21 protein-coding genes are annotated in these 16,303 nt (G+C 61.8%); 1 reads left to right on the forward strand and 20 read right to left on the reverse strand.

Annotated elements, in window-relative coordinates:
• Window positions 1–157 precede the first annotated feature (157 nt).
• The 11 genes from BRA49_RS09060 to BRA49_RS09110 all read right to left on the reverse strand — a co-directional run bounded on the left by BRA49_RS09060 (window position 158) and on the right by BRA49_RS09110 (window position 8,399).
• Window positions 158–1,096 carry an ornithine cyclodeaminase family protein gene (locus BRA49_RS09060; RefSeq protein ID WP_292385367.1) on the reverse strand — a complete coding sequence of 313 codons (939 nt, stop codon included), beginning with the start codon at window positions 1,094–1,096 and terminating at the stop codon, window positions 158–160.
• Between the two features lie 221 nt (window positions 1,097–1,317).
• Complete coding sequence (locus tag BRA49_RS09065) at window positions 1,318–1,989, reverse strand: roadblock/LC7 domain-containing protein (protein WP_292385369.1); 672 nt, start codon at window positions 1,987–1,989, stop codon at window positions 1,318–1,320.
• Window positions 1,990–1,993: 4 nt separating this feature from the next.
• A complete protein-coding gene (locus tag BRA49_RS09070) occupies window positions 1,994–2,341 on the reverse strand; it encodes a roadblock/LC7 domain-containing protein (protein WP_292385371.1) in 348 nt (115 codons plus the stop codon).
• A 10-nt stretch (window positions 2,342–2,351) separates the two neighbouring features.
• On the reverse strand, window positions 2,352–3,719 hold the full coding sequence (locus BRA49_RS09075) for a Ni/Fe hydrogenase subunit alpha (protein WP_292385373.1): 1,368 nt from the start codon (window positions 3,717–3,719) through the stop codon (window positions 2,352–2,354).
• The gene (locus tag BRA49_RS09080) at window positions 3,716–4,633 is read right to left on the reverse strand and encodes a F420-nonreducing hydrogenase (protein WP_292385375.1); all 918 of its coding nucleotides are present in this window, start codon (window positions 4,631–4,633) and stop codon (window positions 3,716–3,718) included. The genes BRA49_RS09075 and BRA49_RS09080 overlap by 4 nt, the downstream gene beginning before the upstream one ends.
• Window positions 4,634–4,642: 9 nt before the next feature.
• The gene (locus BRA49_RS09085) at window positions 4,643–5,206 is read right to left on the reverse strand and encodes a hydrocarbon binding protein (contains V4R domain) (protein WP_292385378.1); all 564 of its coding nucleotides are present in this window, start codon (window positions 5,204–5,206) and stop codon (window positions 4,643–4,645) included.
• Window positions 5,206–5,436 carry a 4Fe-4S dicluster domain-containing protein gene (locus BRA49_RS09090; RefSeq protein WP_292385380.1) on the reverse strand — a complete coding sequence of 77 codons (231 nt, stop codon included), beginning with the start codon at window positions 5,434–5,436 and terminating at the stop codon, window positions 5,206–5,208. Before BRA49_RS09090 ends, BRA49_RS09085 begins: the two co-directional genes overlap by 1 nt.
• A 392-nt stretch (window positions 5,437–5,828) precedes the next feature.
• Window positions 5,829–6,617, reverse strand: a complete 789-nt coding sequence (minD, locus tag BRA49_RS09095) for a cell division ATPase MinD (RefSeq protein ID WP_292385382.1) — start codon at window positions 6,615–6,617, stop codon at window positions 5,829–5,831.
• 34 nt (window positions 6,618–6,651) lie between these two features.
• On the reverse strand, window positions 6,652–7,167 hold the full coding sequence (locus BRA49_RS09100; RefSeq protein WP_292385384.1) for a hypothetical protein: 516 nt from the start codon (window positions 7,165–7,167) through the stop codon (window positions 6,652–6,654).
• A gap of 17 nt (window positions 7,168–7,184) precedes the next feature.
• On the reverse strand, window positions 7,185–7,754 hold the full coding sequence (locus BRA49_RS09105) for a hypothetical protein (RefSeq protein WP_292385386.1): 570 nt from the start codon (window positions 7,752–7,754) through the stop codon (window positions 7,185–7,187).
• Window positions 7,755–7,913: 159 nt separating this feature from the next.
• The gene (locus BRA49_RS09110) at window positions 7,914–8,399 is read right to left on the reverse strand and encodes a hydrogenase maturation protease (RefSeq protein ID WP_292385388.1); all 486 of its coding nucleotides are present in this window, start codon (window positions 8,397–8,399) and stop codon (window positions 7,914–7,916) included.
• 97 nt (window positions 8,400–8,496) lie between these two features.
• Between BRA49_RS09110 and BRA49_RS09115 the strand changes: the two genes are divergently transcribed.
• On the forward strand, window positions 8,497–9,291 hold the full coding sequence (locus tag BRA49_RS09115) for an ATP-grasp domain-containing protein (RefSeq protein ID WP_292385390.1): 795 nt from the start codon (window positions 8,497–8,499) through the stop codon (window positions 9,289–9,291).
• A gap of 94 nt (window positions 9,292–9,385) precedes the next feature.
• On the opposite strand, the gene BRA49_RS09120 is transcribed toward BRA49_RS09115, so the two are convergent.
• The 9 genes from BRA49_RS09120 to BRA49_RS09160 all read right to left on the reverse strand — a co-directional run bounded on the left by BRA49_RS09120 (window position 9,386) and on the right by BRA49_RS09160 (window position 15,964).
• Window positions 9,386–9,670, reverse strand: coding sequence for a UPF0058 family protein (locus tag BRA49_RS09120; protein WP_292385392.1), 285 nt, complete (start codon window positions 9,668–9,670; stop codon window positions 9,386–9,388).
• Window positions 9,671–9,733: 63 nt separating this feature from the next.
• Window positions 9,734–10,930, reverse strand: a complete 1,197-nt coding sequence (gene dnaG, locus BRA49_RS09125; RefSeq protein WP_292385393.1) for a DNA primase DnaG — start codon at window positions 10,928–10,930, stop codon at window positions 9,734–9,736.
• Window positions 10,931–11,181: 251 nt separating this feature from the next.
• Entirely contained in the window at window positions 11,182–11,499 is a 318-nt protein-coding gene (locus tag BRA49_RS09130) for a DUF167 domain-containing protein (protein WP_292385395.1), read from the reverse strand.
• Window positions 11,500–11,694: 195 nt separating this feature from the next.
• Complete coding sequence (locus tag BRA49_RS09135; protein WP_292385397.1) at window positions 11,695–12,960, reverse strand: dihydroorotase; 1,266 nt, start codon at window positions 12,958–12,960, stop codon at window positions 11,695–11,697.
• Window positions 12,957–13,868, reverse strand: coding sequence for a DUF2156 domain-containing protein (locus tag BRA49_RS09140; RefSeq protein ID WP_292385399.1), 912 nt, complete (start codon window positions 13,866–13,868; stop codon window positions 12,957–12,959). The genes BRA49_RS09135 and BRA49_RS09140 overlap by 4 nt, the downstream gene beginning before the upstream one ends.
• Before the next feature lie 3 nt (window positions 13,869–13,871).
• A complete protein-coding gene (locus tag BRA49_RS09145; protein ID WP_292385401.1) occupies window positions 13,872–14,303 on the reverse strand; it encodes a GNAT family N-acetyltransferase in 432 nt (143 codons plus the stop codon).
• Between the two features lie 100 nt (window positions 14,304–14,403).
• Complete coding sequence (gene hypE, locus BRA49_RS09150; protein WP_292385402.1) at window positions 14,404–15,399, reverse strand: hydrogenase expression/formation protein HypE; 996 nt, start codon at window positions 15,397–15,399, stop codon at window positions 14,404–14,406.
• Window positions 15,396–15,737, reverse strand: coding sequence for a hydrogenase maturation nickel metallochaperone HypA (locus BRA49_RS09155; RefSeq protein ID WP_292385403.1), 342 nt, complete (start codon window positions 15,735–15,737; stop codon window positions 15,396–15,398). The genes hypE and BRA49_RS09155 overlap by 4 nt, the downstream gene beginning before the upstream one ends.
• Window positions 15,737–15,964, reverse strand: coding sequence for a HypC/HybG/HupF family hydrogenase formation chaperone (locus tag BRA49_RS09160; RefSeq protein ID WP_292385405.1), 228 nt, complete (start codon window positions 15,962–15,964; stop codon window positions 15,737–15,739). Before BRA49_RS09160 ends, BRA49_RS09155 begins: the two co-directional genes overlap by 1 nt.
• Window positions 15,965–16,303 lie beyond the last annotated feature (339 nt).

Genomic DNA, 16,303 nt, shown 5'->3' on the forward strand with positions numbered 1-16,303 from the left:
TTTTTCCCACCGGCTATCGCCACGCACTGCCCCCTTCCAGCGTGGCGAGGAGGGCCGGGCGGATCTCGTCCGCTATGCGCTGGGGGGCAAGCCCGGCAAAGGGGGGTCATCTTCATTCATACAGATGGACACCCCATCACCCGGCCTCGTGCAAGCGTCAGGGGAACGGCAGTTCGTATCCGTCCCCTTCCTGCACAACCAGGGTGGCGATGGCGAGATCCTGTATGGCAAGCCCGGTGGAATCGAAGACCGTGATGGCGTCGGGAGACGATCGTCCCTTCTTCCCGATGACGACCTCGCCGAGGGTTCCTGCAATCAGGGCGGGCTCGTAGACGCCGGCACTTATCGGGACGTTCACCTCACCCGAATGGACCGCCTGCCCGGGATCGTCGACGAAGACCTCCGCCTTCAGCAGGAGTGCGGGGTCCAGTTCCTGCTTCCCCGGAGCGTCTGCGCCGATAGCGTTGATGTGCGTCCCGTCGTGGACCCAGTCTGCCATCACAAGGGGTCTTTTCGACGGCGTCGTCGTGAGCAGGACGTCACAATCGCAGGCCCGTTCGATCGAGGCGCTCCGGGCGTTGTAGTCGGCGTAGCGCGCCGTAAACGCTTCCGCGCTCTTCTCGGTCCTGCTCCAGGCCCGGATCTCCTCAATCGTGAGCGCCGCCGCTGTCGCCTCCACGAGCGCCTCTGCCTGCCGGCCGGTCCCTATGACGCCGAGGGTGACGGAGTGCCGGGTTGCGAGGTGCTTTGCCGCGACGGCACCCGCCGCGCCGGTGCGCATCGCCGTAAGTTCAGTGGCGTTAATGATAGCCTTCGGCAGGCCCGTCATCACATCGATGAGCACCGTGAGCGCCATGACGGTCGGGAGGCCGTGCTCCCGGTTCTGCGGGTGGACGTTGACGATCTTCACCCCGGCGATCCCGAGTGCCGGGAGGTAGGCAGGCATCGTCCGGAAGTCTCCTGTCTTGACAAACGTCACGTAGACCTTTGGCGGCATCTGGACGTTCCCTCGTGCGTGTTCGACAAAAACAGCCTCGATTGCCGCGTTCACGGTGGCATACGAAGGGTATCCGGAGTGGACGGGGTAGTAGTTCATCCGACCACCCGGGAGCGGGGCTCCCTGGATCTCCGGTAGGGTCTGGATACCGTCTGCCGGGACCCTGTTGTGAAGATGAGGTGCATGTACCCTCCGTCATATTCCAGATGTATTAATGTGTGGGTTTGTGATGGTGGGGCGTATGGATCCGCGTCGGAAAAGGGATCAGGGGCTGCCCCCGGGCATGGCAAAAGAGACTGCCGGACCCGGTACAGCGCCGCTCAGGCGGGCCCGTCCTGCATGCCCCGTATCGAAAGCCGGATCAGGCCGAGGTTGGCGTCGGGCTTTGCGAGTATGCAGAGGGAGAGGTCCCCGTGGGGCGCGATGATCAGTTTCCCTGCCGGGGTCTCAAGGATCATCTGCGAGAGGTCTCCCATCGCCATATCGGCGGTGATACGAGTTCCGGCGCGGAGCAGGTCTTCGGCGATCGCGGCCACCTGCTCGAAGTCCGCGGTGCCGAGCGACTGGAGGGCAAACCCTTCGTGGAAGACCGAGACGGCAATGACGCCCGGCTGCCGTGCGACCTGTTCAAGACCGTCCACACTACCCGATCCGTTCGGGGGGGTGGGTCTTGCACCGTCCTTGCTGACCAGGCACCCCATCTCACGAGAGGTGTCCCGGGCCGCCTCGGTCTCTTCGGCGGTATACGCGATGAGTTCGTAGGTAAGCGACGGCAGGCCGAGCAGGTGGCTGTAGGCCTTATCCCCGCTGAGCAGCAGGTCTTCGCCGGCATTCTCGAACGCGGCTGCACATGGGGTCCCGCCCTGGACCAGAACAAAACCGGTCCCTTCCGTGCCGCCGATACGCACCGCTCCCGTGAAATGAGGGCTGATTGAAGCAAGAGCCGCAAGAGGCCCCTGCATTCGCCCGAGTGAGACGCCGTTCGGGAGCATCGTCTCACAGAGCAGCAGTTATCCTATCCCTGTTCTTCTTCAGTTCGTACCGGATCCGCCCGACGTTGACGTTCGCGTTCGCCACGATGGCGATCAGCTCGTCCTCCGAGAGCGGGGAGAGCAGGATGGGCCCGTTCTCCAGTTCGACGAGCATCTGGTACATCTCTCCCTTGCCGAGTTCGTTGCTCATCGCTTCAGACGTACCCATGCCGGTCGAGGCCATGGCGCCCAGGGCCTCGACGTCGATGTCTCCGGCAACGACGCTCTCGATCACAAAGCCGTCCCGTCCCGCCACGACTGCGGCGGTAACCCCGTCAAGTTTCAGGAATTCCCCAAGAATCTGTTTCAACATCTCCATCGCCTCACGTTCGTCTGACGCACTCGATCCGGAGGGGCATCCGGCCGATCGCGTGTGTTGCGCACGATATACAGGGATCGTATGCCCTGATGATCATCTCGATGCGGTTTGCCGCCCCTTCGGTCAACGCCCCGTTCTCCACCACCCGGCGCGCCATATCTTCCACGCCCCGGTCGATCGCGTAGTTGTTCTGGCAGGTCGCCACGATCAGGTTGCACCGCTCGATGAGGCCGGCCTCGTTGACGGTGTAGTCGTGGATCAGGGTCCCCCGGGGAGCCTCGATGATGCCGACGCCTCGCCGGTTTACAACCTTTCCGACCGGGGTCCGTACATCGGACCCGGTGATGCCGGGGTCCGAGAGCAGGTTCACCGCCCGCTCGCACGAGGCGATGAACTCGATGTAGCGCGCCAGGTGGTAGGCAAGCGCTGCCTGAGAGACGGTGCCGAACCGCTCGCGGTACTCCGCGAGAGCAGCGTCGGCATGCTCTGTCCCCATCCTCTCCACGATGTTGAGCCGGGCGAGCGGCCCGACCCGGTAGTAGTCTCCGCCCTTGAACCGGGCGAACTTCAGGTAGGACCAGTCCTCCGAGTACTCCTCGATGAAGTTCGTGTACTCGGCGCCGGAGAACGAACCGATCCTGCCCCCGTCCGGGTCGAGCATCGCAACCGGTCCGTCGCAGGTCGTGTAGAGCCCGTGATTGGTCATACCCATGAACGCCGTCTTGACGGCCCCGATATCGGTATCGACGCCGTCAAGGAGGTTGCGTGCAATATCCCATCCTTCACGGGCGATGGTGAGCGCCTCGTCTGCCATAACGGCGAGTTCGGCCCGCTTCCCTTCCGTGAGCGGCGCCGACATCCCTCCCGGCAGAGCGTTTGCCGGGTGGATCGGTTTGCCGCCGACCGCTTCCGTCAGGCGCTGGCCGAACTTCCGGACCGTGATGGCTTTCTTTGCGATCTCGGGCGAGTGGCGGGCAAGCCCGATGACGTTTCGCTCGCCTGCCGGCGCGTCGTGGCCCAGGATGAAGTCGGGGGCCGCGAGCATGAAGAAGTGAAGGGCGTGAGAGTGGACGAACTGACCGATGTTGAGGAGCTCCCTGAGTTTCTTTCCGGTCGCGGGCGGTTCGACGCCGAAGATCCGGTCGGTCGCCTTCGCCGCCGCCAGGTGGTGTGCCGAGGGGCATATCCCGCAGATGCGGGGCGTGATCCGGGGGGCCTCCTCGATCGCCGCCCCGACGAGAAACTTCTCAAACCCTCTCAGTTCGACGACCTGGAAGTGGGCCGAGTCGACCGCACCCCGGTCGTCGAGGAAGATCCTGACGCCGGCATGGCCCTCAATCCTCGTGACCGGGCTGATCGTGATCTCCTTCATCTGCTCCTCTCCTTGACGAGGTCCCGGATCTTTGATGTCTCCTTATCCTCCATGATCAGGCTCCCGATGGTGAAGGCATACATCGTGTGGGCGACGTCGTAGAGTTCCTTCTCCACCTCTTTTGCCGGTTTATCGGTGAGGTCCGAGATCCTCCGGACCATCATGCCGTGGATGTCCCGGCAGGGCTCGCGGAGGATGTCGAGCGACGGCCCGTTGCACCCGTGGCACGGGATGCCGTTCTTCGGGCAGGTCGCAGAACACCTCCCGAAGGTGACGCTCCCGAGACAGAGGTAGCCCTGCCCGAGCAGGCAGTGCTCGCGGTCGGGAACCCCCTCGTGCCGCCGCGAGAGCGTCCAGTTCTCGACCGGGCCCATGGTCCTGTCGCACTCCGAACAGACGGATTTTCGCGAGAGTTCGAGGGTGTTTCCCGCGATCATAGCCGGGATGATCTTCTTCAGGAACGCCTCTTTGGGCGGGCAGCCCGTGACGTAATAATCGACCTTGACGAGGTCGCCCACCGCGAACGCCCGGTAGAGGAACGGAGGCACATCCGTCGGGATGACGCCGTCGGGCTTCGTCGTCTCCACCTCCCGGTAGACGCACGAGAAGAGGTCGGCGTTCGAGTTCAGCATCGAGAGGCCCGATATCCCCCCGTAACAGGCGCAGGTCCCGAGTGCCACAAGCGTCTTTGACCGTTTCCGGATCTTCTCGAGCCGCTCCTGGTTCTCAACGTTCCGGACCGCTCCCGTCACGAACGCGATATCGATCCCTTCCGGGGGTTCCTTTACGTCCATGATCACGGGCGAGTAGACGATATCCGCCCCCGCGACAACGTCGAGGAGCATCTCGTGGAGATCGAGCACCGCGATCGTACACCCCGAACACCCTGCCAGTTCCTCAATAGCGATCTTCATCATTCCGCCTCATTTCAGAACCAGTTTCTTCAAGCAGGCGTTCGGGCCGGTATGGACGATCTCCAGTTTGGCTTTTCTGCCGGTGATCTCCTCGATTGCGCCCACGACGTAGCCGAAGAGTGTCTGGCAGAGCGGGCCGCCCTGGTCGAGACCGTTGCGCCGGAGCGTCTGGCGGACGATGCAGTCGTGGAAGACGAGGTAGATGAAGGTCTCGCCGTTCTCCTCGATGATGAACGTCTCCTTGTCCTCGGGTTTCCAGACCTCGAACGAGTACTGGCCGCGAAGCAGATCGGAGAGTTCGTGGAGCGCCCCCTCCACGTCCTCGCGTTTCTGGAAGTATTTGGCGACCTCGTGCCCGAACTTCTTCCCGGCGCGGTAGGTGACAGCGTTTGCCCCCCTGCCTGCGATCTCTTCAAGCGACCTGATAACGAGTCCGTTGAGTTTCATCACGCCGTGGAGCGTCTGTTCCATCTCCTTTGGCCGCGGCGAACATTCGAGAGGGATCTCCTCGGGACGGTAGACGAGATCGGAGTGGAACGCCTCGTGCAACTCATCGATATAGCCCGCGCTCATCAGACCACCTTCCGGAGCATCTCACAGACTTTGATGTCGATGTAATGCCTCTTCGCTGCGTAGATGCCGCGGTGCTCGAGTGCCTGGGCCGGGCAGATCTCGTGACAGGACAGGCACCCCATGCAGTTATTCGGCCTGACCGGTACACTCACCTTTTCCTGGAGTTCGTACACGTGCATCGGGCAGTCTTTGACGCAGAGGCCGCACCCGACGCACGCGTCCTTATCCACACGTATATCCATTATGAGCCTCTGGATGTGATTACCACCTCCTGCTATTAAAATATAATTATATATAGTTGATTCGCCGGAATATTTCCTCTATAGTCAGAAACCAGGGGATTTTATTCATCTTCATGGTATCTTCGGGCCGATCGTGGGCTCACGGGAGCCTTAGGGTAAACAGCCCGCCTCCTCTTATCTACAGCAGAGAAAAGGCAGAAAAACAGGGCGTTTTACCCATCCGGGGTTCCCGGCGCTTCATGCAGGCCCGGACGGGGGGTCCCCGGGCGTCGGTGACCTCGAACCTTCGCCGCATGGAGCTGCCGACACCCCGTGCGCCGGGATGCCGCGGACCGCAAACGACCAACAAAAATGGCGGTGGTGAGGGTAACCCTCAATCGTTATGCCTTCGCCCGGAAGAGGGCACGGGCCAGCCGATCGACGAACCCTTCCCGCACGACCGGCGCCGCATCCTCGACGTACTCGATACCGCCTATGTCGGCGGAGAGGCGCTTGAAGGCCTTTGATGCCTCGGACATCGGGTACTTCACCACGATGGGCGACCTGCCGGCCGATGCCCGCCGCACGTTCGGGTCTTCCGGTATGATTCCGAGCACCCGAACGCCGAGGAGTTTCTCCATCTGGGCGCGGTTGAATTCGTCCCCGCTGCCGACAACCCGGTTGATGATCGCCCCTTCGACGTGCCCGCCGACGGTCTCGGTCAGGATCTTCGTCTTTATGGCATCGACGATCGAGGAGATCTCGGGGTTTACGACGAGAATCACCCCGTCGGCGATGGTCAGCGGAATGACCCCGTCCCTGCTGATCCCCGCAGGAGCATCCAGGATCAGGACGTCGAACTCACTGACGAGATCGGTCATGACATCTTTTAACCGGTCCGGGTTCGACTGCTGGAAGCCCTGCAGGGAGAGCCCGCACGGGACCACCTTCACGCCGAACGGCCCATCGTAGGTGGCGTCCCTGACGCGCGCTTTGCCTGCCAGCACCTCGTGCAGGGTCACCGGCAGGTCCTCAAGCCCTAAAATGAGGCCGAGATTTGCCATTCCGACGTCGGCATCCAGGATGCATGTCTTCTTTCCGTACCGGGCCAGCATCGGCCCCAGGTTGGCTGTGACCGTCGTTTTGCCGGTACCGCCTTTCCCGGACGCAATTGTATACACTTTTACCATGGAATCACTCGTTACACGCTCTGGCTCATCGGCCTCACACCCAGTGCCGCAGGGCATCCCGGGTATCCTCTTCGAGTGCGCTCATCTCTTCGGCGGAGAGGGGCTCTGAGGGGCGGGCGATGCCGACCACCGTCTCCCCGCGATAGGGGATGCCCAGGAGTTCTGCTCCGGTCTCGTCCTGCAGCCTTCCCTGGGTGTAGAGGAAACTGTACCGGGCTGCCTCGTCCTCGCTGCCGGGCCGTGTCGAGCCGATCAGGAGGCCGTCTGCGGTCGCGAGCGTGAAGGACGCAAGGCTGTACTTCTGGCCTATTGCGCCCAGGGATTCTTCAAGGCTCCCGGTTGCTTGAAGATTGAGCGCTGTCCGGGGCCTCGCGGGCCCGACGGGGCCCGGCTCCCCCGGAGACTCCGGGAAACTGCCGGTACCCCCGGGCTGCTGCCGGGCGAGTGCCCGGTCGATCTTCGAGAGGAAGTACAGAACGCCGGCGAAACCGGCTATTACCGTCACCGTGATGATACCGAGGAGAACCTCGACGATGCCTGTTAATTCCATTCAGTTATCAGCTCCTGTTACGTATCTTCGTCCTGGATGAGGTGATCGAGGTGAATTCTCCGGAGCATATCCTTGCAATTCACCCTGAAATCATTGACGAGCTGCTCAACGTCCATATCCTCCATGTTCCGGACGAGCGTGTCGATCTCATCGCTTTCGGGTGGAAAGACCGTGGCCGTCTCCTGCACGAGTCTCACTCCCGGCATGGGGATCCGGTGCCCCTCCGCGGACGGTCCCGGACGGTGCTCCGGCAAGGGTGCCGCACCGGTTCTCTTCGACCCGGCGGGCGGTCTCGCCCTTCCCGGGGCAGCCTTCGCTGGCGACGTTCTTCTCTGGTCTCCCATCCGGGGTTCAGCGATGGCGAACGGCCGGTTGAACTCCAGGGCGAGCTGTAACTGCTCAGATGTCAGGAGATTCAACTCTGCTGCCGCTTCGCTCTCTTCGCCCTTCAACACTGCATCCAGTGCGTGCTGCCCGTTTATGCCCCCATATTCGGCAAGCACCACCAGACCCTCGTTCAGCACCAGGGTGGCACGCTCACTGCCAAGAATGATCGTGCAGATCCCGGTGAACCGTGTCGATCCCATCTCCCCTATCAAGGCACGAATTGTCGTGGACTTAAAAAGGCGATGAAATCGACCTCGTGGCAGTTGCATACAGACTCCTTCAACTCAGTGGTATGAGATAAACCTTACTATTTATACCTTTGGAATGGAACGCGGTGCAGGGATACCTGTACGCCTCATCTACGTACCTGTGAAAACACCACCAGCCTCGCGGGTCCATCTCCGGAGGATTCCCTCGATCTCTCTCTCGGCAACCCGGATCCCTTCTTCGATCGCCGGGTCCACCATCCGGCTGAACGCCCGGATCTCCCCCGCCTCGATGCCGACGGTCACCACCTCCCCGACGTATCCGAGTTCCCGGGCTATCGTCACCACCTCCCCGATCCCGATGTCGTGGAGTGCGCATAGAGGGAGATCCGGGGAAGGCGGTGCTTCTAACGTGAGGACCTCGCCGATACGGTCGCCGACGCCCACCATTGCATCGACGATCACCACCTTCTCATACGCCTCCATCAGCGGGATCAGGCCCAAACCCCCGGTGCCGCCGTCGATGCAGTCGACGGCGGGATACCTCCCTTCGAAGCGTTGCATCACCAGGATCCCCGCCCCGTCATTTCCCATGAGGGGATTCCCGCACCCGATGATGCCGATCCGGTTTTTCTGCATGGTATTCTTCTTCCCCATCGATTATATCCGGCGAGATACAAAAGGGTACTGTAACGCGAAGATAAACCGTTAGTCCCGGGAGCGGGACGTGAGGCGCATGATCCATATCGTACCTAAACCGACCGATACGCCGGACGATAACTCGACCGGCGCCGTTATACAGGAACTGAAGAGAGCCGATGCCCGATACCGGGTCCTTGACCTCAGCACGATCGACCCCCTCAACTCCGGGCTTGAGAACGAGCTCATCTGGGTCTGCGGGATCCGACAGGACGGGCACCAGTTCGAGACCCTGAGTGTGCTCTCGCTCCATAACCGGGTGATCAACACACCCCGGAGTATCGTTGACTGTGCATCGAAAGCGATGACGTCGGCCCTCCTGCTGCAGAACGGGGTGCGGACACCGGAGACGGCCTACATACGCTCGGAGACGCAGGCCCGGGATTTCCTGCTCCGGCACGGCAAGATCGTCTATAAGCCGCTCTACGGGTATGACGGAAACGGCATCCGGCTGGTGACGGACCCGGACGACCTCGGGCCGGGACCCTGGTACCTGCAGGAGTACGTCAAGAACGACCGGGACTTCCGCGTCTTTGTCCTCGGCGGAGAGGCCGTCGGCGCGATAACCCGGGTCTCTGAGGGCCTGATGCACAACATTCACCAGGGCGGGACCGGCATGCCGGTCCCGATCGACGAGGAGATGCGCGCCATCGCCGAGGCATCGGCGTCGGCGATCGGGATCGACTACTGCGGTGTCGATCTCCTCCGGGATAGGGACGGGTATACGGTTCTTGAAGTGAACGGGACGCCGAACTGGCACTGCATGGCGGCACCGATCCCGAACCTGCTGGCTGCATACCTCATCGAGCGTGAGCGCGAGATGCGTGCCTGAGGAGAGGAGGGATGGGGCTTTGGCCCCTCGACCGACAGCGTATCTGCCCGTCAACAAGACAGGTATCGGCGGGCGACACGCGAATATCAGGTGTTTACTGGAGATACTCGATCTCTTTTAAGGTCTTCTCTGCAAGTTCCTTCATCCGGGCAGAGATCCGGCCGGATGACGAGAACTCCACGTCCCTCATGGCATTTGCAAGTTCCGTCCCGAGCACGAATATTGCATACTTATGTTCCATTTTGCTCTTGTGTACCTGAGAGGGTTCTATCTTTAACGCATAATACTGCGAGAACTTCAACTCCGGGTTTGCCATCTCAAAGAAGTCTTTAATCTCCGTAAGTATCCCGTGTAAGGCAATTAGTTCTTCCTTGTGCATATTCTCTCCCAGAGATAAAAATAGTGAAGATAAATATTTATAAATTTGCACACCGGATAACCATCATCCTATCTTTATGAGCCTGATGGAGAAGGGGCGTTTTATGATCCCTTTAAAGTCGCGGGCAGCTACGAATTCCAGATTCTTTCCCCCGATCTGATCGAGAAGTCTCTGGTCGATGATACGATCGACGACAAGCCCTTCAACATCCCCGTTCAGGGTCTGGAGTGCGCCTTCGAGATCGGTAGCGCTCGATTCGAGGAGGACGGCGTAGTCCGGGGAGAGGAACCGTGCGATCTTTTTGTCCCGGACGCCGGCCATGTGCTCGCTGAGCGTCGAGGGGGGTTTCTGGTTCTCCTCGTCTCTCTGCTCAGGCAACTCCTCGTCCCCGGTGTGGTTGACCGGCGGGGGCAACCGCTCCATCGCTTCCTCGTTGGGGATCTGGTCGGTGATCCCCTCTACCGGCACCTTGTTCCGGAGCGCCTTGACGATCTCCTTGCGGCTCATCTCCTCGACGCTCTTGCCCCGCGGGCTGTATGCCACGAAGTCGATCTCGGCGACCTGGAGGAGTTCGCGGAGGATCAGTTCGCCGCCCCGGTCGCCGTCGAGCAGGGTCGTTGCGGTCTTCTGCGAGCAGAGGTCGATGATGACGCGCGGGACGTTGGTCCCCTCGACCGCAACCGCGTTCTTGATCCCGTAGCGCAGCAGGTTGATCACGTCGGCCCGCCCCTCGACAAGGATGATGGCATCGGAGGCTACGACGTTCGGGCCCGCATGAACCCGCTCCTCTCCGAGATACTCGAGTTTCTCTATCCTGATGACTTCCCGGACCTCGTCGAGCAGATCGTCGCTGTTAATGGCTCCTTCATCGAAGTCCTCGAGGAGGAGTTCTTTTGCGCGCTCGACGATCTTGCGCCGTTTGGTTACCCGGATGTCCTCGATACGGTCGACCTTCACGCGGGCCGTGCACGGCCCGACCCGGTCGATCGTCTCGAGCGACGAAGCAAGGAGCGCGGTCTCCGCCCGGTCGAGCGAGGATGAGATGAGTATCTCCCCCTTGGTCTCTCCTCGCTTTGTGGTGATCTGGACGTCGATCCTGCCGACACGGCCCGTCCTCTGTAAATCCCGCAGGTCAAGGTCTTCGCCGAGCAACCCTTCCGTCTGGCCGAAGATAGCGCCCACGACGTCGGGTTTATCGACCACCCCCTCGATCTGCAGAGTAAGATGGATGAGATATTTTGTAGTTTCTGGTGAATACATGGAGTCCTGCCTCCTGAAGTACAAATCCGATCGTCATCCCCGCGCAAGGCGTCACCTGCGCGGGGATGGCAATCAGTTATATATCGAAGGTGCAATTACTTAAATCAGATGGCGCCGAGATCATAAGGTTTTTCAAAGTCAAAATCCAAAAACAGGCTTTCTATGGTTTTGATTTTGATGATGCGCGCTATATATTTTATTTGCGATAATTACCCGGTTCCGGCACCTGCCGTATCCCTCTCCGGAGCGGATCAGGCTTCGTGAGGGGAAAGAAGTGCCAGGATATCGAGTTTCGACAGACCGGCGATCGCCACGGTCTTCGACGAGGACGTGTGCCCGGCGATGATGCTCACATCGGTGCGGGGTATGCAAAACGTCCCTGCGACGAGGTCGATAACGGCCCGGTTCGCCTTCCCCCCGACAGCAGGGGCCGTGACCTGACAGCGAATGCTCTTGCGCCACTCGTTGTAGCCGGCCGGAAACGACCTCTTTTTCGCGCCGGCCGTAACATCGAGCGCTATGGTAACACCATTCCCGGTCTCGACAATGGCATCGGCGTATGGTTCCATAAGAAAAGATCTCCTGAAAGGATGTCGCCCGGCACTAACGATCGATGCTCACAGGCGGCTGATGCCGGTCCTCACCCGATCGTACCCATATGCCAGGCGCGCCTGTCGCGCACCTGGGTTGTCCCGCGGATCATGTCCAGGCGTCTCGCCAGGTGATCACCCGGGGACCTAAAGATGCGCTGTATCGGCCCGATATTATTCACGTTTCGAGGATAAATATCCTCGCCCGGGGTACCATGCCGGGTGCGCCTCCCGGTAATCCCCGCAGACGTAGGCCCGCGTGCCCCGGACGACCACCTCGTCCGGGAAGACTGCATCGAGCCCCTCGAACGGCGACCAGCCGCACTTAGCGTGGAGGCTCGACGCGTCGATGCGGGTGACTTCGTCCGGGTAGAGGGCATAGTCCGCCCGGTCGCCGGGGAGAAACCCTGCGCGGGGGATGCCGAGGACGGCGGCGGGCCGCCACGACGTCTTCTCGATCACCGAGGCGAGGGTGATCCGCCTCCGGCGCACCGCTGCCATCAGGAGCGGCACCATCGTCTCGACCCCGGGGATACCGGAGGGAGCGGACTCAAACGGCAGGCCCTTCTCTGGAACCGTGTGCGGGGCGTGGTCCGATGCGACGACGTCGATCTCATCCCAGCAGGACCAGAGGCCGCGCCGGGTCGCTTCGTCCCGGAGGGGGGGGTTCACCCGGGCCCGGGTATCGTCCCCGGCAAACATCTCGTGCGAGAGGAAGAGGTGATGCGGCGTCGCCTCCACCGTGCCGCGGGCGGCCCGGATCGAGGCGGCGGTGCTCAGGTGGCAGAAGTGGAGCCGCATCCCGTCCGGAGCGAGGGCAGCGGCCGCCTGGACGGCGCGCGCCTCTCCGGCGCCGGAACGAGCGCGGTCGTGGTCGGCGAGCGTCGCCGGCGCCTCTCCGGCGACCTCCTCGGCGTGGACCGTGGCAAGCCCCCCGAGGGCGTGGATGCGGGTCAACATCTCCTTGAGAGTCTCCGGATCGAGCCCCTCGCCGTAACTCGACGGCGCAGCGAAGGTCTCTCCGAAGGCCATCGCGCCGGCATCCCGCATCCCGGAGAGATCCGCACCCGGAAAGACGCCTGCGTTCACCGCAAACCCGCAGACGGCCTCCCCCTCCGCCTCGCGGACACGTGCCCGGAGGAGTTCGGGCGTGGTGATGGGGGGGACGGTGTTCGGCTGGTCGACGACGACCGTCACCCCGCCGGCGATCGCGCTCACGGTGCCCGTGTGCCAGTCCTCTTTCTCTACCTGCACCCCGCCCCGCATGTGAACGTGCATGTCGACCGCTCCCGGGAGGCAGGTATACCCGGCACAGTCGATCGTCTCGTCGGCGCGCACCGGTGCCCCGACGTGCCGGACGATACCCCCGGCGATGACGATATCAGCCCGCCGACCTGTCGGGAGCGTCACGTTCCGGAGCACCAGGTCGGCGGTCGTCATCGAGACGCCACCAGGTCGTCCCGGGTCGCGTACTGCACCTCGACCATGTAGGCGGGGTGATACCGCGTCTTTGACTCACGGAGACCGGGCACGCCCATGTCGCACTCCCGGTTGACGTAGCGGTAGCGTTCCCGGAGCCCGGCCGCCGTCCCGGTCGTGATCACCTTGTAGATATCCCGGTAGGTCTCGGGAAGCGCCTTCTCGAAGTGAACGACCGCCATCTCCTGGTTGACCGGCCCGACAATCGATATTGCCCCGATCGTGCCGCCGATCCTGATGATAAATCCTTCAAGGCCGATGGCAAAGAAGTTGTTCACTGCAAAAAGAAGGGCCTCTTTCTCGTATGCAAGGATGGGCTCGGAGTCGCAGTCCCGCCATTCGCACCAGACAACCAGGAACTCCCAGACCTCGTTGATATTCTCCGTGCTGATCGCCTCGACCGTATACGCATGCTCCCGTTCAAACCGATTGACCTGGCGGCGGATGGTGGCGTAGCCCTTTCCGGCGAGTTCGGCGAGGTCTTCAGTTCGGTAGATGTAGTCGAAGAAGTCACGGTTTGGATGAAGAGGCAGGTCCGGGTAGACTTCCCTGATCCACGCTTCGTTTACCGGGTCGAGGACCCGTAGCGGCGTCTCACCGCCCTCCCTCACCGCGAGATCGATGATGTCGTGGAGCACGTCCGGGTTCTGCGGGCCGATCGGCATACGGAACGACGTTGCGCCTTCGATGGTGCTTGAGAGGACGATTGCACCTTCAACCTCAGCAAAACGGTAATCCGCGTAATGGTTCCAGCAGACCATGTTCGCAAACGTATTGTCGCTGTGCACCTGGGGGAACTTCCGATAGTGCTCCACGAAGAGGTCGCGATCGTCCAGGCCCACGGGTTTGAAGTCAGCAAATCTCAGCATGCCTCACCTATTCTCCGGATACCACCGCATGGGTATGTGCTCCTCCATTCTCCGGAATCCGAGCGCGGTATAGAATGCTTCGGTCCCGGGTTCGGCGACAAGGGCGACCCAGGTGACACCTGCAGATCTACAGTAATCCAGCAGCGTTGATAAGATCATCGTTCCAACGCCCTGCCCGCGGTAGCCGGGGAGGACGACCAGGTCCTGGACGTAGCCGTCCGAGACCCCGTCCGAGATCACCCTGCCCATACCGACCGCTCTCTCGGCCGCAGGGTCGACGGCGACGGCAAAGGCGAAACTCCCGGCGATGAGGGCACCGAGGCCGGCAGGGTCCCAGGTCTCGTTCCACCAGCCCCCTGCCCGGTAGAGGTCTGCGATCATTTCCACATCCCAGGCATCCACCAGGCGCACCTCGATCTCCGCCTCTCCTGTCATCGCATTATGCCTCACCATATGAGCAGAGAGTGGTGACGATCGTATATCACAGGCACGGTTCCCACCGGTAGCGGCGCAAAAAGATGGTTGCAGTTCTTTGCTAGCAGACGCGCGGGACCGGATCGCCGATCGGCGGCTCGATGAACCGTTCTCCGCCGATGGCAGTCCGCATGATCACGTGAGAGCCTTCGACGACTCTGCCGACGATCGCGGCGTCCCGGCCGTAGGGGTGCTTCCGGAGCGCCGCGAGGACGGCCTCGGCGTCGCCGGGGGCTACCCCCATGACGACTTTGCCCTCGTTTGCCACCTCAAGAGGGTCGATGCCGAGCATACCGGCGGCGCTCCGGACGCTCGTCCGGAAGGGGAGGGCCTCTTCCTCGATGACGACGCCGACGCCGCTCTTTCTCGCCATCTCATTGATGGCGTTCGCGAACCCGCCCCGTGTCGGGTCTTTCATGGCGTGGATATCTCCGGCCGCGAGCGCCTGCTCGACGAGCGTCCAGAGAGGGGCGACGTCGGAGTGGATCTGGCCGCCGAAGTCGAACCCCTCGCGGTGGGCCATGATGGCGATACCGTGGTCGCCGATGGTGCCGCTGACGATGATCGCATCGCCGGCGAGAAGCCCGTTGTCCCGCACCACCCGTTCGGCGACGCCGACCCCGGCGGTATTGATGATGATGGTATCGAGCGCGCCCCGCTCAAGCACTTTGGTGTCTCCCGTCACGAGGTTTGCGCCGCATTCGCCGAGTGCGGCGTCCATCGACGCGACGATCCGCTCGAGGTCGGCGACATCGAAGCCTTCGGGGATGACCATGCCGCACGAGAGGGCGATCGGCCGCCCGCCCATCATCGCAAGGTCGTTGATCGTCCCGCAGACGGCGATACGACCGATATCCCCGCCGGGGAAGAAGATCGGCGAGACCACATGGTTGTCGGTCGTAAAAACGATATTCTGGCCGTTCAAGGGGATGACCGCCCCGTCGTCGAGCGACTCAAGGCCTATCCCGCCGGCGTTGTTGTGCTCGAGGTTGGTGATGACACGCAGGAGTTCGCCCATCACCTCGCCGCCGGCACCGTGCATGAGGTTGACTTTCATTCTTCGTCCACTTCTATCTCGATGTTTGTTACTACGATCTCCATTCCTGCAACGATCTCCGGGAGTTTCCCGCACTGAGGGCAGATAAACCGCTCGCTCCCCTCATAACCGCAGGAGCAGCGGGTGCGTGCCTCGATATCCTTGCACGAGAGCCGGGCGCCCGAAAAGAGCGGGTCGTCCTCGATGATGATATTGAAGAGGAACTCCACCTGCTCGGGGTTCACCATCGCCATCTTGCCGACGTCGATGGAGATGCACTTCACCTCTTTTGCGTTGTTCTCGAGTGCCGCCCGGCGGGCGGTCGTATAGATGTCGTAGGCGATGCTGTACTCGTGCATCACTCCTCCATCGCCGCGGCGTGGACCTGCTTGAAGAGCTCGCGGGTCTCAAGTCCCTCCTCTCTGCTGAGGCGCTGGATGGCGAACCCGACGTGAACGAGCACGAACTCCCCGATTTTCACGTCGACGAGGTCGAGCCTGACTTCCTGCTGCAGGTCGCCGAAGTCGACGACGCCGATGTTGCCCTCTTTTATTGCCAGCACCTCAGCGGGCATTGCAATACACATGACTTCTCTTCCTCCTCTGGTATGGTGTCCGGATGTCAAAAAAGGTTGACCATTCTGCACAGACGAACCCGGAGAGTGGCCGTCTCGGCCGGCGTGAACTCCCGGGTCCGCATAATTCGCTACCATATCTCGGTTCCGATGCGTAAAAAAGGTATGTCACCTCCGGTTCCCGTCTCTGCCGGGCCGGGGAATGGCGATGGACCGGGCCTTCAGGCGCTCGTGCGCGCGGGGCCGGTCTGGTAGGGTCGGCGTTGTCTGGATGCACTACCGGGTTTGTGTACGAGCGTCCTCCCGACGGGTAACCCGAGCGATGAAAAAGCCCGGTACAGTGGACCGTGG

Source organism: Methanoculleus sp. UBA430, assembly GCF_002506585.1.
Classification (GTDB): Archaea; Halobacteriota; Methanomicrobia; order Methanomicrobiales; family Methanoculleaceae; genus Methanoculleus.

Excerpts from the sequence above, each read along its gene's own strand:
- BRA49_RS09080 (WP_292385375.1), bottom strand. The coding sequence starts at position 4,633 with ATGAAGATCGCTATTGAGGAACTGGCAGGGTGTTCGGGGTGTACGATC.
- BRA49_RS09105 (WP_292385386.1), bottom strand. The coding sequence starts at position 7,754 with ATGGGATCGACACGGTTCACCGGGATCTGCACGATCATTCTTGGCAGT.
- BRA49_RS09135 (WP_292385397.1), bottom strand. The coding sequence starts at position 12,960 with ATGACGACCGCCGACCTGGTGCTCCGGAACGTGACGCTCCCGACAGGT.
- BRA49_RS09155 (WP_292385403.1), bottom strand. The coding sequence starts at position 15,737 with ATGCACGAGTACAGCATCGCCTACGACATCTATACGACCGCCCGCCGG.
- dnaG (WP_292385393.1), bottom strand. The coding sequence starts at position 10,930 with ATGTATTCACCAGAAACTACAAAATATCTCATCCATCTTACTCTGCAG.
- BRA49_RS09065 (WP_292385369.1), bottom strand. The coding sequence starts at position 1,989 with ATGCTCCCGAACGGCGTCTCACTCGGGCGAATGCAGGGGCCTCTTGCG.
- BRA49_RS09075 (WP_292385373.1), bottom strand. The coding sequence starts at position 3,719 with ATGAAGGAGATCACGATCAGCCCGGTCACGAGGATTGAGGGCCATGCC.
- BRA49_RS09100 (WP_292385384.1), bottom strand. The coding sequence starts at position 7,167 with ATGGAATTAACAGGCATCGTCGAGGTTCTCCTCGGTATCATCACGGTG.
- BRA49_RS09085 (WP_292385378.1), bottom strand. The coding sequence starts at position 5,206 with ATGAGCGCGGGCTATATCGATGAGTTGCACGAGGCGTTCCACTCCGAT.
- BRA49_RS09120 (WP_292385392.1), bottom strand. The coding sequence starts at position 9,670 with ATGCACAAGGAAGAACTAATTGCCTTACACGGGATACTTACGGAGATT.
- BRA49_RS09115 (WP_292385390.1), top strand. The coding sequence starts at position 8,497 with ATGATCCATATCGTACCTAAACCGACCGATACGCCGGACGATAACTCG.
- BRA49_RS09140 (WP_292385399.1), bottom strand. The coding sequence starts at position 13,868 with ATGCTGAGATTTGCTGACTTCAAACCCGTGGGCCTGGACGATCGCGAC.
- BRA49_RS09160 (WP_292385405.1), bottom strand. The coding sequence starts at position 15,964 with ATGTGTATTGCAATGCCCGCTGAGGTGCTGGCAATAAAAGAGGGCAAC.
- hypE (WP_292385402.1), bottom strand. The coding sequence starts at position 15,399 with ATGAAAGTCAACCTCATGCACGGTGCCGGCGGCGAGGTGATGGGCGAA.
- minD (WP_292385382.1), bottom strand. The coding sequence starts at position 6,617 with ATGGTAAAAGTGTATACAATTGCGTCCGGGAAAGGCGGTACCGGCAAA.
- BRA49_RS09070 (WP_292385371.1), bottom strand. The coding sequence starts at position 2,341 with ATGTTGAAACAGATTCTTGGGGAATTCCTGAAACTTGACGGGGTTACC.
- BRA49_RS09110 (WP_292385388.1), bottom strand. The coding sequence starts at position 8,399 with ATGCAGAAAAACCGGATCGGCATCATCGGGTGCGGGAATCCCCTCATG.
- BRA49_RS09145 (WP_292385401.1), bottom strand. The coding sequence starts at position 14,303 with ATGACAGGAGAGGCGGAGATCGAGGTGCGCCTGGTGGATGCCTGGGAT.
- BRA49_RS09060 (WP_292385367.1), bottom strand. The coding sequence starts at position 1,096 with ATGAACTACTACCCCGTCCACTCCGGATACCCTTCGTATGCCACCGTG.
- BRA49_RS09130 (WP_292385395.1), bottom strand. The coding sequence starts at position 11,499 with ATGGAACCATACGCCGATGCCATTGTCGAGACCGGGAATGGTGTTACC.